The sequence below is a fragment of the Nocardia sp. PLKS1-43 genome (assembly GCF_059510335.1).
In genome coordinates this window covers 50,418-69,022 of sequence record NZ_JCAJZQ010000007.1, presented here as the reverse complement: position 1 = coordinate 69,022, position 18,605 = coordinate 50,418, and the positions used below count along the sequence as shown (strand labels likewise).

General features: G+C 67.6%; 22 protein-coding genes. 13 read left to right on the top strand and 9 right to left on the bottom strand.

Features of this window, described 5'->3' with window-relative positions; translation table 11 throughout:
- Window positions 1–4: 4 nt before the first annotated feature.
- Entirely contained in the window at window positions 5–928 is a 924-nt protein-coding gene (locus AC5WS7_RS24370; protein WP_495956887.1) for a VC0807 family protein, read from the bottom strand.
- 82 nt (window positions 929–1,010) lie between these two features.
- Between AC5WS7_RS24370 and AC5WS7_RS24365 the strand changes: the two genes are divergently transcribed.
- The 4 genes from AC5WS7_RS24365 to AC5WS7_RS24350 all read left to right on the top strand — a co-directional run bounded on the left by AC5WS7_RS24365 (window position 1,011) and on the right by AC5WS7_RS24350 (window position 4,596).
- Window positions 1,011–1,490: a MarR family winged helix-turn-helix transcriptional regulator gene (locus AC5WS7_RS24365; RefSeq protein ID WP_495956886.1), complete on the top strand. Its 480-nt coding sequence runs from the start codon at window positions 1,011–1,013 to the stop codon at window positions 1,488–1,490.
- Window positions 1,491–1,741: 251 nt separating this feature from the next.
- Entirely contained in the window at window positions 1,742–2,536 is a 795-nt protein-coding gene (locus AC5WS7_RS24360; protein WP_495957172.1) for a GNAT family N-acetyltransferase, read from the top strand.
- A 75-nt stretch (window positions 2,537–2,611) separates the two neighbouring features.
- Window positions 2,612–3,496: a lysophospholipid acyltransferase family protein gene (locus AC5WS7_RS24355; protein WP_495956885.1), complete on the top strand. Its 885-nt coding sequence runs from the start codon at window positions 2,612–2,614 to the stop codon at window positions 3,494–3,496.
- A 281-nt stretch (window positions 3,497–3,777) separates the two neighbouring features.
- Window positions 3,778–4,596: a SigB/SigF/SigG family RNA polymerase sigma factor gene (locus AC5WS7_RS24350; protein ID WP_495956884.1), complete on the top strand. Its 819-nt coding sequence runs from the start codon at window positions 3,778–3,780 to the stop codon at window positions 4,594–4,596.
- On the opposite strand, the gene AC5WS7_RS24345 is transcribed toward AC5WS7_RS24350, so the two are convergent.
- The 3 genes from AC5WS7_RS24345 to AC5WS7_RS24335 all read right to left on the bottom strand — a co-directional run bounded on the left by AC5WS7_RS24345 (window position 4,575) and on the right by AC5WS7_RS24335 (window position 7,395).
- Window positions 4,575–5,447, bottom strand: coding sequence for an NAD(P)-dependent oxidoreductase (locus AC5WS7_RS24345; protein WP_495957171.1), 873 nt, complete (start codon window positions 5,445–5,447; stop codon window positions 4,575–4,577). The genes AC5WS7_RS24350 and AC5WS7_RS24345 overlap by 22 nt on opposite strands.
- A gap of 29 nt (window positions 5,448–5,476) precedes the next feature.
- A complete protein-coding gene (locus AC5WS7_RS24340) occupies window positions 5,477–5,794 on the bottom strand; it encodes a DUF2795 domain-containing protein (protein ID WP_495956883.1) in 318 nt (105 codons plus the stop codon).
- 128 nt (window positions 5,795–5,922) lie between these two features.
- Window positions 5,923–7,395, bottom strand: a complete 1,473-nt coding sequence (locus tag AC5WS7_RS24335) for an aminotransferase class I/II-fold pyridoxal phosphate-dependent enzyme (RefSeq protein ID WP_495956882.1) — start codon at window positions 7,393–7,395, stop codon at window positions 5,923–5,925.
- A 237-nt stretch (window positions 7,396–7,632) separates the two neighbouring features.
- Between AC5WS7_RS24335 and AC5WS7_RS24330 the strand changes: the two genes are divergently transcribed.
- Complete coding sequence (locus AC5WS7_RS24330; RefSeq protein WP_169813313.1) at window positions 7,633–7,788, top strand: DUF6131 family protein; 156 nt, start codon at window positions 7,633–7,635, stop codon at window positions 7,786–7,788.
- 88 nt (window positions 7,789–7,876) lie between these two features.
- On the opposite strand, the gene AC5WS7_RS24325 is transcribed toward AC5WS7_RS24330, so the two are convergent.
- Both AC5WS7_RS24325 and AC5WS7_RS24320 read right to left on the bottom strand, forming a co-directional pair.
- Window positions 7,877–9,049: an AI-2E family transporter gene (locus tag AC5WS7_RS24325; RefSeq protein WP_495956881.1), complete on the bottom strand. Its 1,173-nt coding sequence runs from the start codon at window positions 9,047–9,049 to the stop codon at window positions 7,877–7,879.
- Window positions 9,050–9,064: 15 nt separating this feature from the next.
- Window positions 9,065–9,631, bottom strand: coding sequence for a hemerythrin domain-containing protein (locus AC5WS7_RS24320; protein WP_495956880.1), 567 nt, complete (start codon window positions 9,629–9,631; stop codon window positions 9,065–9,067).
- Between the two features lie 160 nt (window positions 9,632–9,791).
- On the opposite strand from AC5WS7_RS24320, the gene AC5WS7_RS24315 reads away from it, so the two are divergent.
- Window positions 9,792–10,880 carry a hypothetical protein gene (locus AC5WS7_RS24315; protein WP_495956879.1) on the top strand — a complete coding sequence of 363 codons (1,089 nt, stop codon included), beginning with the start codon at window positions 9,792–9,794 and terminating at the stop codon, window positions 10,878–10,880.
- 166 nt (window positions 10,881–11,046) lie between these two features.
- Here the strand turns inward: AC5WS7_RS24315 and AC5WS7_RS24310 are convergent, their stop codons facing one another.
- Complete coding sequence (locus tag AC5WS7_RS24310; RefSeq protein ID WP_495956878.1) at window positions 11,047–11,247, bottom strand: hypothetical protein; 201 nt, start codon at window positions 11,245–11,247, stop codon at window positions 11,047–11,049.
- Between the two features lie 303 nt (window positions 11,248–11,550).
- On the opposite strand from AC5WS7_RS24310, the gene AC5WS7_RS24305 reads away from it, so the two are divergent.
- Both AC5WS7_RS24305 and AC5WS7_RS24300 read left to right on the top strand, forming a co-directional pair.
- On the top strand, window positions 11,551–12,501 hold the full coding sequence (locus tag AC5WS7_RS24305) for a helix-turn-helix transcriptional regulator (RefSeq protein WP_495956877.1): 951 nt from the start codon (window positions 11,551–11,553) through the stop codon (window positions 12,499–12,501).
- 32 nt (window positions 12,502–12,533) lie between these two features.
- On the top strand, window positions 12,534–13,142 hold the full coding sequence (locus AC5WS7_RS24300) for a UdgX family uracil-DNA binding protein (protein ID WP_495956876.1): 609 nt from the start codon (window positions 12,534–12,536) through the stop codon (window positions 13,140–13,142).
- A 63-nt stretch (window positions 13,143–13,205) separates the two neighbouring features.
- Here AC5WS7_RS24300 and AC5WS7_RS24295 read toward each other — a convergent pair whose 3' ends face one another.
- Window positions 13,206–13,517: a hypothetical protein gene (locus AC5WS7_RS24295; protein WP_495956875.1), complete on the bottom strand. Its 312-nt coding sequence runs from the start codon at window positions 13,515–13,517 to the stop codon at window positions 13,206–13,208.
- A gap of 51 nt (window positions 13,518–13,568) precedes the next feature.
- Window positions 13,569–13,997, bottom strand: a complete 429-nt coding sequence (locus AC5WS7_RS24290; RefSeq protein ID WP_495956874.1) for a hypothetical protein — start codon at window positions 13,995–13,997, stop codon at window positions 13,569–13,571.
- Window positions 13,998–14,203: 206 nt separating this feature from the next.
- Between AC5WS7_RS24290 and AC5WS7_RS24285 the strand changes: the two genes are divergently transcribed.
- The 5 genes from AC5WS7_RS24285 (at window position 14,204) to AC5WS7_RS24265 (ending at window position 18,594) form a co-directional block, all read left to right on the top strand.
- Window positions 14,204–14,410, top strand: coding sequence for a hypothetical protein (locus AC5WS7_RS24285; protein WP_495956873.1), 207 nt, complete (start codon window positions 14,204–14,206; stop codon window positions 14,408–14,410).
- 67 nt (window positions 14,411–14,477) lie between these two features.
- Window positions 14,478–15,170, top strand: a complete 693-nt coding sequence (locus AC5WS7_RS24280) for a dienelactone hydrolase family protein (RefSeq protein WP_495956872.1) — start codon at window positions 14,478–14,480, stop codon at window positions 15,168–15,170.
- 535 nt (window positions 15,171–15,705) lie between these two features.
- Window positions 15,706–16,773 (top strand): hypothetical protein, encoded by a 1,068-nt coding sequence (locus AC5WS7_RS24275; RefSeq protein WP_495956871.1) that lies wholly within the window; start codon window positions 15,706–15,708, stop codon window positions 16,771–16,773.
- Window positions 16,774–17,198: 425 nt separating this feature from the next.
- Complete coding sequence (locus AC5WS7_RS24270; RefSeq protein ID WP_495956870.1) at window positions 17,199–18,008, top strand: SAM-dependent methyltransferase; 810 nt, start codon at window positions 17,199–17,201, stop codon at window positions 18,006–18,008.
- A 103-nt stretch (window positions 18,009–18,111) separates the two neighbouring features.
- On the top strand, window positions 18,112–18,594 hold the full coding sequence (locus tag AC5WS7_RS24265) for an MTB12 C-terminal domain-containing protein (protein WP_495956869.1): 483 nt from the start codon (window positions 18,112–18,114) through the stop codon (window positions 18,592–18,594).
- Window positions 18,595–18,605 lie beyond the last annotated feature (11 nt).

Genomic DNA, 18,605 nt, shown 5'->3' with positions numbered 1-18,605 from the left:
CTTTTCACCCGGCCGACCGGACGGTCGGCGACACCCGAGTATATGAAGCATCCGCTTCCTGCAAAAGCTCCTTTTCCGAAGGTCGGATCACATCACATTCGGCGTCCAGCATGCGGCGGGCGCGCGGTACCACCAGTCCTCGATTGATCGCGAACCACGCGAGGATCAATGCGGCGAAAGGCAATTGGGATACGAGTCCGGATTGTGCGATCTGCCCGGATGTGAAGCTGTAGATCACGACGATCCGCAGCGCCGCGTCGGCCAGCAGGACAACGCCCAGCGAACCGTTGATCGCGCGATAGATCGTGCGGAACCGGGCGGAGCTCACCCAGAGCCGGTCGTAGGCCGCGGTGCGCAGCGGGTCACCTTTCGTGGCAACGGGCTCGAGCGCCACTTGCATCATCGGCCGATCGGTCCAGGTCGATCCCAGGATGACCAGTCCGGCGACGGCGAGGTAGAACGAGCCGCGAGCCAGGACGAATCGAGCGTCACCGCTGATCGAGGTGACCACGACGCTGGTCGCGACCTCGGCCAGCACGATGACCGCGAAGGTATCGATCGGGAGGCGCGACGCGCTGCGCAGCCGGGTGAATGCCAGATCGGCCGCGGCGACCACCGCGCCCGCGATCGCGCCCGCGACCATCGAGATCCGGTCGTCGCCACCGGCCAGATGGCAGCCGAAGAGGGCGATGAGCGGGATCGTGGTAGCGAGAAGTGCCGTCCGCCAACGAAATTCGCCGGTTTCGATGCGCCCGCCGAACGCCTTGGCGCCGAGCAGAATTCCACCGACGGTCAGGCGTAGCGCGGCGGACAGCCCGGTCGGTGCGAGCGCGAGGTAGATCAGCGTCGGCAGCAACATATCCGCGAAGAGATTCACGACGGTGATCGCGAGCCAGGTCGCCTTGGTGCGTTTATCGGGTTCGGGCATGGGTTCGATTCCCCCTGGTATCAGTTCAGCTGGCAAGTATCTTAGTTGCCAAGATAGTTAAAGGCTAAGATATGATCGGGCCATGACGCAAGTGCCGCAGGACCACACGCTGCTGGGCCGCGAATTCGCGGCGGCGATGGTCAACTTTCACGAGGCGACCGGAAAACTGTTGGGGCTCAGCGCATCCGAACGCAAATGCATGGATCTGCTGTCGGCCCTCGGGCCGGTCAGCGCGGGGGTGATCGCCGAACGCACCGGGCTGACCACCGGGGCGGTCACCGGACTGGTCGATCGCTTGGAAAAGGCCGGGTACGCCCGCCGCACTCGCGACCCGGGCGATCGGCGCAAGGTGCTGGTCGAGTTGGTTCCGAACAGCCGCGTCGATGCGTTGCTGGCCGCGGTGTTCGGGCCCTACGGGCAGGACATGGCCGGACTGACGGGTCGGTACAGCGCCGAGGAGTGGGCCGCCATCGCGGACTGGGTCGAGCGAGTCACCGAGATTCTGCGGAGCAATACCCGCCGGATCGGCGAGCCCGGTTTCGCGGACACGATCGAGAGTTGACAGGATATGGGGGATGGCGGATTCGCCTCGGTTGCGACCCGTTCGGCAATCGCGGGCGAACTGGACACAACCTCGCGGTTAACGTCGGGTGTGATGCTCGTCTCGTTCACCGGACTGGCATCGGGGCGACACTCAGCGGATGCTCAGGGGCCGATTCGAGCTGGCTTCATCGGATCATGGCGACAAAGGCAGTGTCAGACCCCGCCCTGCTCTCACCCGAGTCCGCACCCGCCGCGGCTTCCTCCGCGCCGGTGCACGGCGCGGCCGCCGGGGACGGCCGCCCACAGTACTCGCTGGTGGTGTCCTCCGACGCCGAGCACCGCATCGCCGCACAGCGGCTGCGCTACCAGGTCTTCGCCGGGGAACCCGGATTCCGCATCCCCGAGCGCGCCGACGGCCTGGACGCGGACTCGTTCGACGACCACTGCGACCACCTGCTCGTGCGCGACGAGCTGACCGATCAGTTCGTGGGCTGCTATCGGATGCTGCCGCCGGACAAGGTCGCCGCGGCGGGCGGTTACTACACCGCCACCGAATTCGACCTGAGCGCAATGGATCCCGAAGGTCAGCGGATCGTGGAGATGGGCCGGGCCTGCGTGGTGCCCGACCACCGCAACGGCTCGGTGGTGACGCTGATGTGGGCGGGCATCCTGCACTACATCCAGCTCACCGGCTACGACTGGGTGATGGGTTGCGCGTCGGTGCCCATGCAGGACGCGCCCGGCGATCCCGTCGGCGCGAATGTGCGCGGAGTGCGAGACCTGGTGCTGGCCAAGCACGGTGGCGATCCGGCCCGGTGGGCGCGCCCGCTGAATCCGGTCGTGGTCGACGGCCGCACCCTGGACGAGCTGGAACCGCCCGCGCGGCCGAAACTTCCGCCGCTGCTGCGCGGATACCTGCGCCTGGGCGCGGACATCTGCGGCCAGCCCGCGCACGACCCGGATTTCGCCGTCGCGGACTTCGTGGTCCTGCTCGGCCTGGACACCATCAACCGCCGGTACCTGGAGCGCTTACAGTCGGCGGCCTCGGTCATGGATGGGCGGTGAAATTCGATGTCCGCGTTGGTATCTCCGGGATCCGCAGCGTTATCGTGCCCGCCTGCGGAAGCGGTGCACGCCTGGATGCCGTCGAGTCCGTGTGAACCCGGCTGCGTCGAGACCGTCGCCGAGGGCGGGTCGCTGCGCGTCGCCGCGCGGGTGATGGGTGCGTTCGGTCTGCTGTTCGCCTTCCCGGTGGTCAACCTGGCCACGCCGCGCAGTCGCCGGCGCACCCTGCACCGTCGCTACGCGCGTGCCGTATTGCGTTGTTGCGGACTCGGATTGCGGGTCGTCGACGAGCGTGGCGCGACCTGCGAGTCGAGTGAGTCGCCCGCCGACCCGGCGCTGCTGATCGTGGCCGGGCATGTCGGCTGGACCGATGTGCTGGCGCTGGCCGCGGTTCAGCCGATGGGCTTCGTGGCTCGTGCGGATCTGATCGAGTGGCCGGTACTCGGCCGTCTCGCGCGACTGATGCGGGTCATCCCGATCGAGCGGGAACGGTTGCGCGGACTGCCGGACGTGATCGGGTCCATCGCCGCGCGGCTGTCTGGGGGTGAGCACGTCGGGATGTTCCCCGAGGGCACCACCTGGTGCGGCCGGGCGCACGGCCGGATGCGCCCGGCGCTCTTCCAGGCCGCGGTGGACACCGGCACGGCCGTACAGCCGATCCGGATACGGTATCTGGATCGAACCGGTGAGCTGTCCACCGTGCCCGGTTTCGTCGGCGTGGACACCTTCCTGGACTCGGTCGCCCGGGTGCTGCACTCGCGCGGCGTGGTCGCCGAACTGACTCTGCTGCCGGCCGAACCCGCGGGTGATGACCGACACGATCTGGCCCGCCGCTGCGAACGCGCGATCCGCGGTGACGAGACCCCGATCATCGACGCCGGCGCCACCGCCCTTGGGACCGGACCGACCCGGAAAATCGTCTCGGACAAGGATATTCACCACCCCGTCACGGTCTCCTGAGGCTTCGCGCGCAGCCTCCTGCACCCTTCCGGCGCCCGGTGCGACACCGGGCGCCGAACTGTGTCCCGGTTGGGCGTGCCGGACGCTCTGGCACCGCTGCCGGAACCGATCTCGCCACCCTCGCTGACCAGCCTCTTCGCGTTTCGGACCGGGCACTTCGTATTGCGCACTGACCGGGTGCGCCGGCTCGAGCAATACTGGGGGCCGCGGCCTACTCGATGCGCCGACGTTGAATCTCCAGCGTTCGGCGCGCGACGACCTGGCCGCTGGAGAGGCACCTCATGACCTCGCACGTCACCACCGGGGCGACGTCCGCGTCACGCTCGAATCGAGGCCGCGACAGTTACGACGATCTCGAGCCCTGGTTCGAGAAACTGGCCGCACTATCCGAGAACGATCCCGAACGCGCCCGGCTACGCAAGGAGATTGTGGACCGCTGCCTGCCGCTGGCCGACCATATCGCGCGCCGCTACAGCCGGCGGGGGGAAGCCTTCGAGGATCTGTTCCAGATCGCGTCACTGGGCGTCGTCCTGGCGGTGGATCGTTTCGACCCGTCGCGGCAGAGCACGTTCATGTCCTTCGCGGTACCCACGATCATGGGGGAGGTTCGCCGTCACTTCCGGGACCACACCTGGATGGTGCGGGTACCGCGCCCGGCCAAGGAACTCCAGGCCGCCATCGGGCCCGCGACCGAACGCCTGGCGCAGCGGCTGCACCGGATGCCCACCGTCACCGAACTGGCCGCCGAGCTGGACGTGGACCGGTTCGAGATGACCCAGGCCCTGCTGGCCGCGAACGCCTACAGCGCCGACTCGATCGATAATTCACCGAGCGACGCCGATCAGGAGCCCAGCACCGCCCGGGTCATCGCGGAACTCGGCGACGAGGACGACGGTTACCAGCTGACCGAGGACTCGCTCGCGATCGGCCCGCTGCTGCGTGAACTCCCGGACCGGGAGCGAATGGTGTTGCGGCTGAGGTTCTTCGAGAATCTCACCCAAACCGAGATCGCCGAGCGGATCGGCGTATCGCAGATGCAGGTCTCCCGGCTGCTGTCCAAGACGCTCGCGGGCCTGCGTCAGCGAGCGCTCGCCGACTGAGGTCCGCCGCCGGCCGGTCGGCCGAGTTCGACGATCGCGGTCAGGTCGGCTGTGTCCCAGCCGTCCCGCGCGACGCGCAGATACGCCTCGCGGGCGGCCCGGGTCAGCGGAAGCTGGTAGTCGTCCGGGACGAGGTCGAGGGCGTGACCGAGATCCTTCGCTCCGAGCACGGTGGTGAACCAGCCGTCGTGTCCGGGGTCGAACAGGCCGTCGATCCGGTTGTGCACGCCCGCCGGGACCATCGGCGATTCGCGCAACAGGTCGGCCAGCGCCTGCTCCTCGATACCGGCCGCGCGGGCGACGCGGGCGGCCTCGGCCACCACGGCCAGGCCGGTCATCAGCAACTGATTGTTGACCAGTTTGACCACGCCCGCACGGACCGGGTCGTCGCCGGTGTCGATCGGCCCGGCGAACAGCTCCCAGACCGGCCCCAGGGCCGCCCGTGCGGAGCGTGCGCCGCCGATGACGAAGGTTGCCTTGCCGGCCGAAACCGCTCGAGGCGCACCGAGAATAGGTGCCGCGACCAGTCGGTCACGGTAGAGCCGGTGCAGTTGCGTCAGGGTGTCCGCGGACACGGTCGACATGACGGCCACGACCGTGTCCGCCCATTTCGGCCGAGCCGTGCCTTCGGGCGCCGCGACGTCCAGCACGCTGCGATCATCGGCCGTGCAGACGAAGACGGCATCGGTGCCCGCCGCGATGTCGTCCGGAGCCTCGAGTTCGCGTGCGCCGCGCTCGACCAACCCGTCGGCCCGGCCCGGCGTGCGGTTCCACACCTCGACCTCATGTCCTGCGCCCAGTAGCCGCTCGCCGAGCGCGTGGCCCATTCTGCCCATTCCGAGAACTGTCACATGCACCGATGCCCCTCCTCCGGGATCGCTCAGCTGTCGCGGTTGAAGCCGAGTTCGTCGACGATCGGGCCGACGGGAACATCCTTCTCCTGTTCGGCCAGTCCGGGATGAGTGTGGGTGCGCCGGCGCGCGGCCCGATCGGCGGGGTTCGTGCTCGGCCGCAGGTCGACCGATTGCAGGACCTCGGTGACGTTGGCATAGGAGACCACCGGTATCGCGCGCAGGGCGCGGACGGTGTCGGCATCGGCGTGCGCCCGCCTCGCGCATTCGACCAGTTGCTCCTTCTCCGCCGGGAAATGCGCGTTGGACAACGCTTTTCGCACGCGGTCGGAATCGGTGGTCACCATGACGAACCTCCTGCGACTCGGAAGCGGTGCTGACGTTTCGGTCTGACCGCGGTACCCCGTGCCGTATCGGGCCAAACGTCGTATCGAGCGGGGTACACGGAATTCGGCTGGGGCGGCATCCGGGGCGCTCACCTCTTCGCGGTGCGAGCGACGACGCGGATCGTCTTCAATTCCGGATCGGCGGCGTCCGGAACGTTCATCCCCGCCTCGACGCCGGTCCGCAGATATTCGAGCACGGCGGCGTCCAGACATTCGCCGGGAACGACGGCGGGGATACCGGGCGGATACGGAGTGAGCTGTTCGGCGGCGATACGTCCGGCGGCGTCCTCGACCGGGACCATGTCGGTGGGGCCGAAGAACGCGTCCCGGGGCAGCATCACGCTCTCGAGCTGGAGCTCGTTCGGGGACGGCAGCCGAATTCCGTGCGGTGCGGGATCGCCGACCTGTGCGCGCCAATCGGTCATCGCCCGCACGAGTTGATCGATGCGCTCGGCGGTGTCGGCCATGGACAGACTCGCCAGCACTCGTCGATGGTCGCTGAGACCGACGTCGATCCCGCGATGTTCGCGCAGCCAGTCGGCCGCGGCGTAACCGGTGGCGCCGGTGGCAGACACGTCGGTCAGCACCTGCAACCGATCGAGGTCGTGCGATGCCTGCACGCCGAGCAACGCGTCCTCGAGGACCACGACGTCAGCGACGGCGTCGAGCCCGTCGCGGGCGCGCCGGGCCAGGTCCAGGGCATGACCGAGCGATTTCCTCCCGTATTCGACCATCTGCCTGCGCCAGCCGTCCAAGGCCGCGTAGACGAGCACGTTCGGGCTGGTGGTCATCAGCAGATCCGCGCATTCGCTCAGGCGCGTGGGGTCGACGAGGTCGCCCTGGAGATGGAACACCGACCCCTGCTCGAATCCCATGCCCATCTTGTGCACGCTGACCACGCACACGTCGGCGCCGGCATCCATTGCCCACGTGGGCAATTCGTCGTGGAACGGCAGATGCGCACCCCACGCCTCATCGACGATGAGCGGTTTGCCGCGCTCGTGGCACACCTCGGCGATGCCCGCGATGTCGGCGCAGGTGCCGTAGGGGCTCGGGCTCACGATCAGCGCGCCGGCGGCGTCGGGGTGTCGGTTCCAGGCCCGGCGTACCTGTTCGGGCGAGGGCGGGTGGGAGAAATGGCGGTCCGCGTCCCAGCGCGGTGCGATCCACCGAGGCTGCACACCGGAGAAGATCAGCCCGGCGACGATCGATTTGTGGCTGTCGCGGGCCACGAGCAGGCCGCCGTCCTGCCCGCCGGCGACGGCCATCATCGCGGCCTTCACCGACAGGGAGCTTCCGCAGGTGGAGAAGAACGCGGAGTCGGCGCCGACCGCGTCGGCCATCAGGGACTCGGCCTCGGCGAGGTATCCGCCGCGAGACAGCCTGTCGTCCAGGCCGGGGCTGGCCAGCACGTCCGAGCCGAACGCGTCCTGTCCGATGACCTCGATCGTCCGGCGGTCGGCGCCGCGGCCCTGCCGATGTCCGGGCGGGGTGAATCCGTAGCGGCCGCGGCGATGGTAGTCCGCCAGCGCGGACAGGATCGGAGCGTGGGAATGGTCCATACCGGCGACCTACCCGTTCCCGGCGCGAACACACTCACCGAGGTTGTCCGCGAAACCATCCGCCGCCGGGTTCGACCGCGCGATTGCGGGTATTGCGCTCGACGTCGCGGGTTCCGGCTAGTGCCACTGGCGCATCGACGCAAGTGGCGCCGTCCGGCACCCGCACGCCCTTCGTCACCAGCGCGGGGTTTGCAGGAAGCGGGTCGCGGGCCGGCTCGTCGAGGTAAGGAGTTGTTCATGATCGTCATCGGAATCATTCTTCTGGTTCTCGGTTTCATCTTCGGGATCCACATCCTGTGGATCCTCGGCATAATCGCGCTCGTGGTCGGATTGGCCCTGGCGCTGCTCGGGGCGCTGGGACGCCCGGTCGCGGGCCGTTCCCACTACTTCTAGCCGATCCGCCAGGATGGTCCGACCCCGACATGGCTGATGAATGAAAGGTGGCCCCGGAAGATCCGGGGCCACCTTTTCCGGGTGCCGATCACCGGTCCAGCGAGGGAAGCACGGTTTCGCGGACCACGAGCAGCAGTGCCGCGGCGACCGGGATCGCCAGCAGGGCGCCGACGACACCGAGCAGCGCTCCGCCGAGCAGTACCGAGACCACAGTGACCAGCGCCGGCACCCGTACCGTGCGGCCGATGATGCGCGGCACCAGCAGGTAATCCTCGATCAGGCGCAGCGCGATGAAGAAGCCGACCGTCGCGATCATGACCGGGAACGACACCGTCAGCGAGACCAGCGCGACGATGACGCCCGCGACGGTCGACCCCACGATGGGGATGAGATCCAGCACCGCGACCAGCACGGCGAGCACCAGCGCGTACGGAACGTCGAAGGCGAGCAGCCAGATGATGGTCGCGACACCGGTGATCAGCGAGATCAGCAGGTTTCCGAGGATGTACGCGCCGACCTTCGCGAAGATCTCGTCGCCGATGAGGATGGCGCGAGGCCGGCGTTCGCGCGGGAACAGCCGGTACGCACTGCTGCGAACCCGGGGGAAGTCGGCCAGGAAATAGGCCGTCAGCACGAAGACGACCACCGTCGCGGTCACCGCCCCGAAGACCGCGCGCCCGATGTCCAGGACTCCGCCGGCCAGCCGGGACGATTCCGAACCCAGCGCGTGCCGGACCTGATTCTGCAGGTGGAACCGCGAGTCGAGGCTGCCGACGATCGGGTATCGCTGCGCGAGATGTTGCAGGTACCCCGGCGCGTTGTGCGCGAACGCGGCCCCCTGCGAGGCCAGCGGTGAGATGACGGCGGCCAGGAATCCGGCGATCAGCCCGAGCACGAGCAGCAGGACCAGGGTGACCGCGGCCCACCGCGGCAGCCGATGCCGGACCAGCCACGACACGGCGGGCTCGAGCCCGATCGCGAGGAACAGCGCGACCGCGATCAACATCAGCGCCTGCCCGGCGGTGAGCATGGCCTGGATCAGGGCGTAGGTCACCGCGACTCCGGCGGCGCCGGTCAATCCGACGATGAACGGCGAGCGGCGATCGAACAGCCGACCCGGCTGCCCCAGCGGGTGCGCCGGGGTGCTCGCCCGTTCCGCCGCGGCCTCCGCTTCGACGATCGGCTCCCCTTCACGTGATGAATGCGGTTGTCCCACAGCGGATTCGTGACCGGCGTCCGCCGCGTCGAACTCGTCTGTCATATCCGTTCTCGGTACTCAGTCGCCGGCTTTGCGACTCCAGTCGCGAACCATGTCGCGGACGCGATCGAAGACCGCCAGGGGCGGACCGGCGATGAGGTTGGCCACCGCGCTCTCTCCGCCGCTCGGGTGCGGCCGGGTGGGAGCGATGGCCTCGGCGGCGCGCACCAACGTTGCGAGCCGGGTGAGTTCGGCCCGGCCGCAGTGTTCGGCGAGGTGGTTGAACTCCTCTTTTTCCTCGTTGCGCGCGTGCTCGATGACGCTGTGCGCGAATTCCTGGAATTTGGTGTCGAATTCGACGTTCTCCACGCCCAGCTCGTACAGGTCCGACAGCACTTGCTTGGCCTCGTGCTCCTCGGCCAGCCGACTGTCGACGACGCCCTGATCGATGCCGGACTGCCGGACGAACGGGTGCACGATCTCCTCTTCGGCGCTTTCGTGCACCGCCAGCAGGCGGACCAGGTCCTCGAAGGGCTCCCGCTTCGCGGTGCTCGGCGTCGACAGGATGCGGTGGAGCAACTGCTCGATCTGAACATGTTGTGCCAGAAGCAGATCGATGACGGTGGCGTCGGTGTCGTTTCCCATCTGATTCCTCTCTCTCGGGAGTGTCCTTGCGACCTACCCGCACGCGGGGCACTCACACCGCCCAGTCCGCACCGCATCGCACATCGATCGATCGGATTGGCGGGTGCGCTGCCGGGTAGTGCCGCGATGGATCGACTGGCGATTACCCCCGGAGGAAGATGTGTCACAAGTGACGGTCGGTGTGCTGGCCGACCCCGATCTGCCGGTGCGGCTCGCCCGACACCTGGTCACGGATCTGCCCGATGAGCTGCGCGCCCGCGGCGGAGACGAGGTCGATTGGCGGGTCGAGACCCTGGATGCCCCGTTCGAGGCCATGTATCCGGGGGACGAATACCTCATCGACAAGGCCCGTCACCATGTGCGCGACACCTCGTGGGATCTGGCGCTGTGCCTGACCGATCTGCCGGTGCGGGACGACACCGGGGTGCGGATCGCGACCATCGACAGTGTGCATCGCGTCGCACTGGTGTCCGTCCCGGCCCTGGGCGGTCTGCGATTGCGGCATCGAGTGACCGCGCTGGCCGCGACCGTCGTCGGCATGCTCGCGGTGCCGAACCGACCGCCGGCGGGCCTGTCACCATTCCTGGCCGCGCGATCGCGCCGGGTACGGATCTACGGCCCCGACTGCTCGGAGGTGAACGTCTATCGGCCTCGCCTGGCGGGAACGGTGACGTTGCTGGCCGGTATGGTGCGGGCGAATCGCCCCTGGCAGCTGGTGGTCGGCCTGTCCACGGCGTTGGCGGGTGCGTTGGCGGGCACGGCTTTCGGGGTGCTCTACTCCAGTATCTGGCAGCTGGCCACCGTGCTGGGGCCGTGGCGCCTGGCCGCGATCACCATGGTCGCGCTCGTCACATTGACGGTGTGGATCGTATTGGGACACAGCCTGTGGCAACGGCCCGAACACGACACCGTGCGCGCTCGCGACCCGGACCGCACCCTGCGCAACATCGGCACGCTGACAACCGTTGCGGCGGGGGCGATCACGTTCTTCGCCACGTTGTATCTGCTCACGCTCGGCGCGGTGGCGCTGACCGTACCCCCGGCCTACCTCGGCAGGGTGCTCGCACGGCACGTGGATGTGCGCGACTATCTCACGATCGCGCTGATGGCCACGGTGCTGGGCACCATCGCCGGTGCCGTGGGGTCGGGCCTGGAGGACGACGTCACGGTACGCAAGGCCGCTTACGGTGGCCGCGAACGCGAGCGGCTCCATCGAGCCGAGCAACTTCGCCGCGCGTCCGAAAGCTGACGGCGGCTGTCCCGCAGCAAGTTTCGCTCTGATATCCGCATCGCCGACTGGGGGCCGGGCCGGCAGCCGGCGACCGCGCCGGCCGGGCGCGAGGCCGGGCGACGTCCGTCGCCCGGCCTCGCGGTGAGCCGTCATCGACCCGCGGTCGATTCCCGCGGCTCGTTCGTCAGTGGCCGCCGTGGCTGTGCTGACCGCCCTTGGCCTTGGCCTCGGCCGGCTGCGCGTCGGCGCCCTTGCGCCCCGCCTCCCGCGGATCGGCGGCGTTGCGTTCGCCGAAGCTTCCGGTGCTCGCCCGGCCACCGCGGCTCGCCTGCTCCTCGGTGTCCGAACGGTTCCCGAACTGACCGGGGTTGTTCCGGTCCGCCATTGCTGACCTCCTTCACGGTCGGAATACGCGACAACCGTTGCCGCGCTGTGGCTTCCGTCGCCACGACAACGCGCTACCCGGCCTACGCCGCACTATGCGTACCGACACCGATTCATTCACATCGCCGGTGTGAAACGGCGGTCGCCAGGGCCGGAGTGTGCCGCCGACCTCGGCAAACGGAGCATTTGCCAGGTTTGTGCCGGAGCGTCCTGGGTATTCTGTGACATCGACAGTATTGAGCCCTGCGGACGATGTGGTTCGTCGGCTCCGAGCAGTCGCCGGGGCAGAGGAGGACGCAACGGCATGGGTACGAGGTTCAGTAGTGGCAGCTTGGCGGCCACCGAGGAGTTCCTGAACAGGAACTACACGACGATGCAGATCGGAAATGCCGCAGAAGCGCCGATTCGCAGCGATATCACCCGCGATGTGGTCGGAACGGTCAATCTGGACCGGCTGGAGCTGGGGTTCGACATGCGTTACGACGCCGATCCGCTGGGCAAGATCTGCCTGTGCGGGGTGGAGACGGGGTCCATCGAGGAGAACTACCGCGACGAGGGCGTCACCGACTTCTTCCAGCCCGGCGAGATCGGCATCCTGACACCGCCGGATCTGCCGTATTCCGGTGTCATCCATCGCGCCCGCTACACGATCACGATGTTCGAGCCGCACGAGCTGACTCGCGTCGCCTCGGCCGAGCATCCCGCCGCGGCTCAGGTGGCCCTGATCGGGCATCGCCCGGTGTCCGTGGCCGCCGGAGCCCGGCTCAGCTCCGCGATCGAGCACGTACGACAGCTGGCCGACGGGTACGACGGCGAGGTGCCGCGGCTGGTGGCGGCCACAGCCACGCAGTATCTCGCGGCGACGGTCCTGGATACGTTCCCGAATACCGCCGACGCCGGCTCCGCACCAGGGGAAATCGCGGATGGCCACCCGGCCACCGTCCGGCGAGCGATCGCGTATATGGAATCCCATATCCTCGACGACATCGCGGTCGGCGATATCGCCGCGGCGTCCTATGTCACGACGCGGACGCTGCAATTGGCGTTCCGCCGTCATTTCGACACCACTCCGATGGAGTATCTGCGCCGGATGCGGCTGCACGGTGCGCACGAGGAACTTCTGGCCGGATCCGTCGACGACGGCGCGACGGTCGGTTCGATCGCGGCACGATGGGGTTTCGGACATCCCGGCCGTTTCGCCGCGCGGTATCGGCGGTATTACGGGCACGCCCCGGGTACGACCCTCGAGAACTGACGCTGACCCGGGCTCGCACGGAAAGGAAGTCGATGAGCGTTCCGGGTTCCGCGAAATTCGTTCCCGACGGTGCCGATCTGGCGGGGCTTCGCGAGGCGGCGTGCGGATGTCGCGGTTGCGAACTCTATCACGCCGCGACCCGCACCGTCTTCGGCGAGGGCCCGTCCGCAGCCGGGATCGTGATGGTCGGGGAACAGCCGGGAGATCAGGAGGACCGGCAGGGGCATCCCTTCGTCGGCCCGGCCGGTCGGCTGCTGGACCGGGCGCTGTCCGAGGTCGGCATCGACCGGGACGAGGTCTACCTGACCAACGCGGTGAAGCATTTCAAATTCCAGCAGCGCGGTAAGCGGCGAATTCACCAGCGGCCCAGCGCTTCCGAGGTGACGGCATGTTCGGCGTGGCTGACCGCCGAACTCGACGTCGTCGATCCCGCGCTGGTGGTTTGCCTGGGCGCGGTGGCGGCCAAGGCGATCCTGGGAAACACGTTCAAGGTCACCGAACACCGCGGCGAGGTCATGACCTCGCCGCGGTATCGGGTGCTGGCGACGGTGCATCCCTCGGCGATACTCCGGGATCCCGACCGGGAACGCGCTTACGACGCGTTCGTCGACGATCTACGGGCGATCCGCTCCGCCGCGTGAGGTCGTGCGGCGCGTTTCCGCGTGAGGTCGTGTGGCGCGTTTCACCCGGGGCCTGCGCGTCGATCAGTGGCCCTGCCGCTCCGGAACCGAGGGCAGCCGCTGATTGGTGCGTCGCCGTTCCAGCAGCAGCCAGGTCACTCCGGCGATCGCGCAGACCGCGCAGATCACCGCGCAGATCACCGCCCAGCCGGCGAAGCCGTATCCCGCCGCGGTGAGCGTGAGTGCGAGTGCGACCATCGCCAGTCCGCACAGGATGATGCCGGGAACGTTGTAGTTGTCCTCGATTCCTTCGCCGGCGTGGTGCCTGCGCGGGAGTCGTCGTGGATTGCGGCGGGCGGTCGCCGGATCGATACGTCGGTTCTGCGGTTCGGTCATCATGTCTCCCACAGGGTGGTGTCGACAGGGAATCGGCTTCGATGCGGCATGTCAGTCGGGCGGTTCCGGGACCTGCTCGCGCGGCTCGCTCGGTTCGTCGGCCGCGGTTCCGAGGTCTTCGGCATAGGTGTGCGCACCGAGCTTGCTGGTATCGGATTCGCGCAGGCCGGCCACGAGATCCGCTTCCTGCGCGTCCCGGTCCGGCGGCTGCGGGGCCGTCGCGGTGCCGGTGAGATCGGGCTCCTCCTCGGCGAGGCGTTCGTCGAGCGGTCGCGTCCGTGCCTGCTCCGAGGCGGTCATGCCGTACTTGTCCACTCCCGACCAGTGCTCGGGCGGATCCATCGCCTGTTCCAGCGGATCCTGCCGAAGTCGGTCCTCATCGAGATCCTCGGCGCTGTTCAGCGCGGCCGGGTCGGTCTCCACCGAGTCCGGTGCGCCGGTGTCCTGCGGCGGGTCGTAGGTCTCTCGGGGATCGGTCATGGCTTCCTCCTTCCGACCCGAACGGGCTTCCCGCAGCCGGCGTCGTCAAACTCGAAACGGTCGTACCGGGACGAAGGCGACATTCTCGCGATCGCGCGGGTACGGCGGAATCGATGGCCGACCTCGCGCAGGTTTCGACCCGGGGTTCATCCGGCTATACCGGTCTGTCGAGGCAAATCCGCCATTCGTGTACGAGAGGACGCACCATGAGCACGTCCCCAGATCCGGCCGATACCGGGCAGTTCACCGAATACGTTCTCCGCTTCGCCGTGCCCGTCACCATGACCGAGGAGTTCGCGCCCGCGTTCGGCCAGCTCATCGGCGCCATCGAGCCTATGCTCGGCGCCATCACCGACCGTGGCGGCGCGGTCCGGATCACCCGGAACGGCGTCGATATCAGCAACGTGCTGTAAGCCGGCCGATCGGGCCGCACAATTCCAGGTGCAGACACCGGACCTATCGAGGGAAAGTCGGAGCGCCATGACGGATATCAGCGTGGAAACGTCCAACGGAACCATCGACGCGGTGCTCGAGACGCCGTCCGGACAGGGGCCCTGGCCCGGCGTGGTCGTCGTCCACGACGCCTTGGGGCTCCGCGACGCGCACCGCGAGATCGCGCGGCGGATCGCCGACAGCGGCTACCTGGCGATCGTGCCGAACCTGTATGCCCGCGGCGGGATGATCCGCTGTGTGCGATCGATGTTCCGCGATCTCATGGCCTACGAGGGCCGGACCTTCGACGACATCGCGGCCGCGCGCGAACTGCTGGCGGGGCTGTCCGACTGCACCGGCGCGGTCGGCATCGCCGGATTCTGCTCCGGCGGCGGGTTCGCCCTCGTCGCCTCCACCAAGGGCTTCGGCGCGTCGGCGCCGTTCTACCCGCCGCCCCTGCAGGGCAAGTACGCCGAAATCGTCGACGGCGCGTGTCCCATCGTCGCCAGCTTCGGCCGGCGCGATCCGATGAACCGGGGCAGCGGCCCGCGCTTGGAAGAAGTGTTGGCCGAGAAGAGGATTCCGCACGACATCAAGACGTATCCCGATGCCGGGCACAGCTTCGCCGACCGCGTCCCGCTGCAGGCGGTAGCTCGCATCGTCGGCTTCGGCGCGGACGAGGAGGCCGCGGCGGACGCGTGGCGCAGGGTGTTCGCGTTCTTCGGTCAGCACCTGCGGTGACCGCGAAAATTCTCGCCGGTCGCCCGCCGATGGACGGCCGGCGAGCCGGTGCGTTCTCCAACCGGCCCGACAGCGCGAACAGGCCGTCCTTGATGGTATCCGTCGCGGCCTTGTCGTGGTTACGGGCCGCATCAGCGAGCCGTATACCGTCCTCGGCGCCGAGCCGTGCTCCGGCAGTGGGGGCTTCGTCGACTTCGATGGATGAACCGAACGGAGTTGGGATCCGGCGTCGGGTTCGGCCGAGATCGGCCGGGTTGGCGATCTGGGGGTGTGGGCCGGGGGCTGTGTGGTGGGAGATGGTCGGTGGTTTGTGTTGGGGCCGAAAGGGTTTCCCGACGTTTGGGTGAATCGTTCGGGGTTCACCGGGTTCAAGGGGTTGGCGGCCACGTCGCAGGCGAGAGTTGTCGCGCGCTGCCGGCGCGACCGGCGGTTCGGATTTGCCGTGCCGCACAACGTCATCGGATACATGGACGGACCGCTCGGGACCGCCGTATGCGACACTGACGCTGTGCAGCCCAAGCGTAGGATTCACTTCGTGGGCAGCTTGCCCGCACAGTTGGACAGTCCAGGTAAGGCGATGGCGTTCGCCGTCGACACGGCGGGCGAGTTCCTGGACGGCGTGGTTCCTGGCGGTGAGGCGGATCCATACCGCGCCCAGTGGTATATCAGACCCATCATCGACCGGCTCGATGACATCCCGGCGCTGGAGCCCGTGCGCCGTGGTGATTGGTCGACGTTGCGTTCCCGCAACACATTTCGGCTTCGGGCAGGCCGATCGCTCACCGAAGCCGATGTCGACGCCGCGCTGGGCTATGCGGACGAGACCGGGCGTGCCCTCGAGGCGTTGGCCGATGCGCGCCGAACCGATCCCGGACTTCGCTTGCAGGTAGGTATACCGACGCCCTTCGTCATCGGTTTCATCGCTTTCGAGGCACGGATGCTCGTGTTGCGTCGAGGTTCGGCCGGCGGCGGTGAGCGGGGCTTCCCTTATTACCGGCCGATCCTCGACGCTACTGTCAGGGAGATCGTCCGAATTCATAAGATGTTGGGGGACAACGTCGTATTCCAGCTCGAACTGGCCGCGGAAACGCTCCTGAGTGCATACACACCGGCGGTCCTGCGGCAGGGCCTGGCCGCCGCGGTGGGTCGGGCGATCGCACGCCTCGTGGCACGAGCGCCCTACGAGGCCCATTTCGGAGTACATCTGTGCTACGGGAGCCTCGACGACAAGCCCGCCGTGGTGCCGAGATCGACGGCTCCGGTCGTCGCGCTGGCCAACGCGATAGCGCGGTACTGGCCTGCGGGAAGGCATCTCGATTTCGTCCACCTGCCTATCGGCGACGGCAGACAGGCGCCGGTTCGGCCACGGTACTACGCGCCACTGGCACGCCTCGAAATGCCTGCCACTACCCGTGTTATCGCCGGGCTTGCGCTTCCGACGCAGCCGCTCACGCAAGCACGACAGGCGCTGGCGGCGGCGGAGTCGGCCTACGGCGGTCTGTTGGACGTCGCGGCCCCCTGTGGTCTGGGCCGCTATACGACCGTCGACCGGGCGCGGTCCGCGGTAGCGCACGCAGTCGCCTTGGCTGAAACCGATCTCTGAAACAGCCTGCGGTCACAGTTGACTACCCGTGTCCGTCGCCGGTAGTCCAGCAGTCTCGGAACCGACTGTGCGCCCGGGAAAGTCGGCCGATATCTCGGCCTCCGCAGAACACGCGAGAGTGTTGTACTCCGACGCGGACCATCAGTTCCGAAAGATCGGCGTCGGCTGGAACCTCGGCAGTGGCATGAACACCGGTCGCGACGAACGCTTCGACAGCGCGGGGCGCGAATCGGGGCCGGCCGGCGGCGGCAGTGGGGAGGTGCTCGCAGACGTGTCGCTGAGTGCTGGATGCTGGATGCTGGATGCTGGATGCTGGATGCTGGATGCTGGATCGTATTGTGCCGGTGCGCGGTTCGTCGATGGTTCGGGTCGGCGGATCTGTGGAGGATACTCGCCTGGGGTGGCGATCGGCTACGGTTACGTCCGTGGTCGAAGGAACCGAGGATCCAGCGCTGGGAAACGACCGAACGCCGCACCCGTTCGAGGATCAGCTGACCTCCGCCCGGGTGTATGACTACCTGTTGGGCGGCAAGGACAATCTCGAGATCGACCGGGGGATGGCGCATCAAATGCTCTCGCGCGCTCCCGAACTCAAGACCTTGGCGTGGTTCACCCGTAGTTTCATGCGCAGAGCCGTCGAGATGGCCGCGCAGGCAGGTATCCGTCAGTTCATCGATGTCGGCTCGGGTATCCCGAACTCGCCCAACGTGCATGAGGTGGCTCGGGAGATCGAGCCGTCGGCGCGGGTGGTGTATGTGGACTACGACCCCGTCGTAGTCGCCCATTGCGATGCGCTGCTGGCCAAATCACCCGGTGTCGCCGCACTGCTGGGAGACGTCCGTCGTCCCCGCGACATCCTCGATCAGCTGACGGATCGTGCCCTGATCGACCTCGACGAGCCAGTGGCCATTCTGCTCATCAGTGTGCTGCATTATGTGATGGACGACGAACGCCCCGCCGAGATCACCGCCACCTTCCGTGATCAGCTGGCATCGGGCAGTTATATGGCGATCGCTCACGGCTCCAGTGATTCCGACCCAGAGATACTCAGGGTGCTTACTGGGACCAACGATACTTCAGCCCAAGTCGCCTTTCGGTCCACCGCGCAGACGGAGGCATTCCTCGACGGCTTCGAGTTGTTCGAACCTGGTGTGGTGCCGGTACAGCGGTGGCTGCGCCCTGGATTGCCGGACACTCGAATGGTGATGCTCGGTGCCATCGGACGTAAACCCTGAGAGCCCGATGGGACAGGAGTAGTCTCAAACGCGCCAGTTTGTCGGTCGCCTTCACTTTCGAGCGTGAATCAGGTTCTGTCCCAGTCGATCAGAGAATGAAAAGATGAAGATCCTCAAAATTGTCGCTGGTGTAGTGTCGACGGTCGCTACGGTCGCCGTGGTCGCGACCGGTGCCTCTGTTGTCGATGCTCCTGTCGCCTCCGCCGCTCCCGGCACATTCCTCATCACCAGGGATGTCCCCACCCTGGACGATCTCCAGAACCAGGTCGTGTTCCTGATCGAGACACCCGCCTCCGACGAGGCCAAGGCCGCCAATATGGAAGGCGGCATGAAGGCGGTCGTGGTCGCGCGCACCCTCTACAACCTCGGCCTGTTCCGACCTCCGCTCGGGTCGAACGAGGTCACCGGTCCCGAAACCCAGAACGGCAATGTGCACACCGCCATGCTGCGCAGCAAGACAGCGGGACGACCGGATCTGGTTGCGCGGGTGGTGTGGAAGCGTATCGATGGTGTCTGGAAGCTGTCCAACAGCTCCGTGTGCGAGGGCGTCAAGGCCGTGGGGCTGGCGATGTCCTGTGACTTCTGACCGGCTCCCAG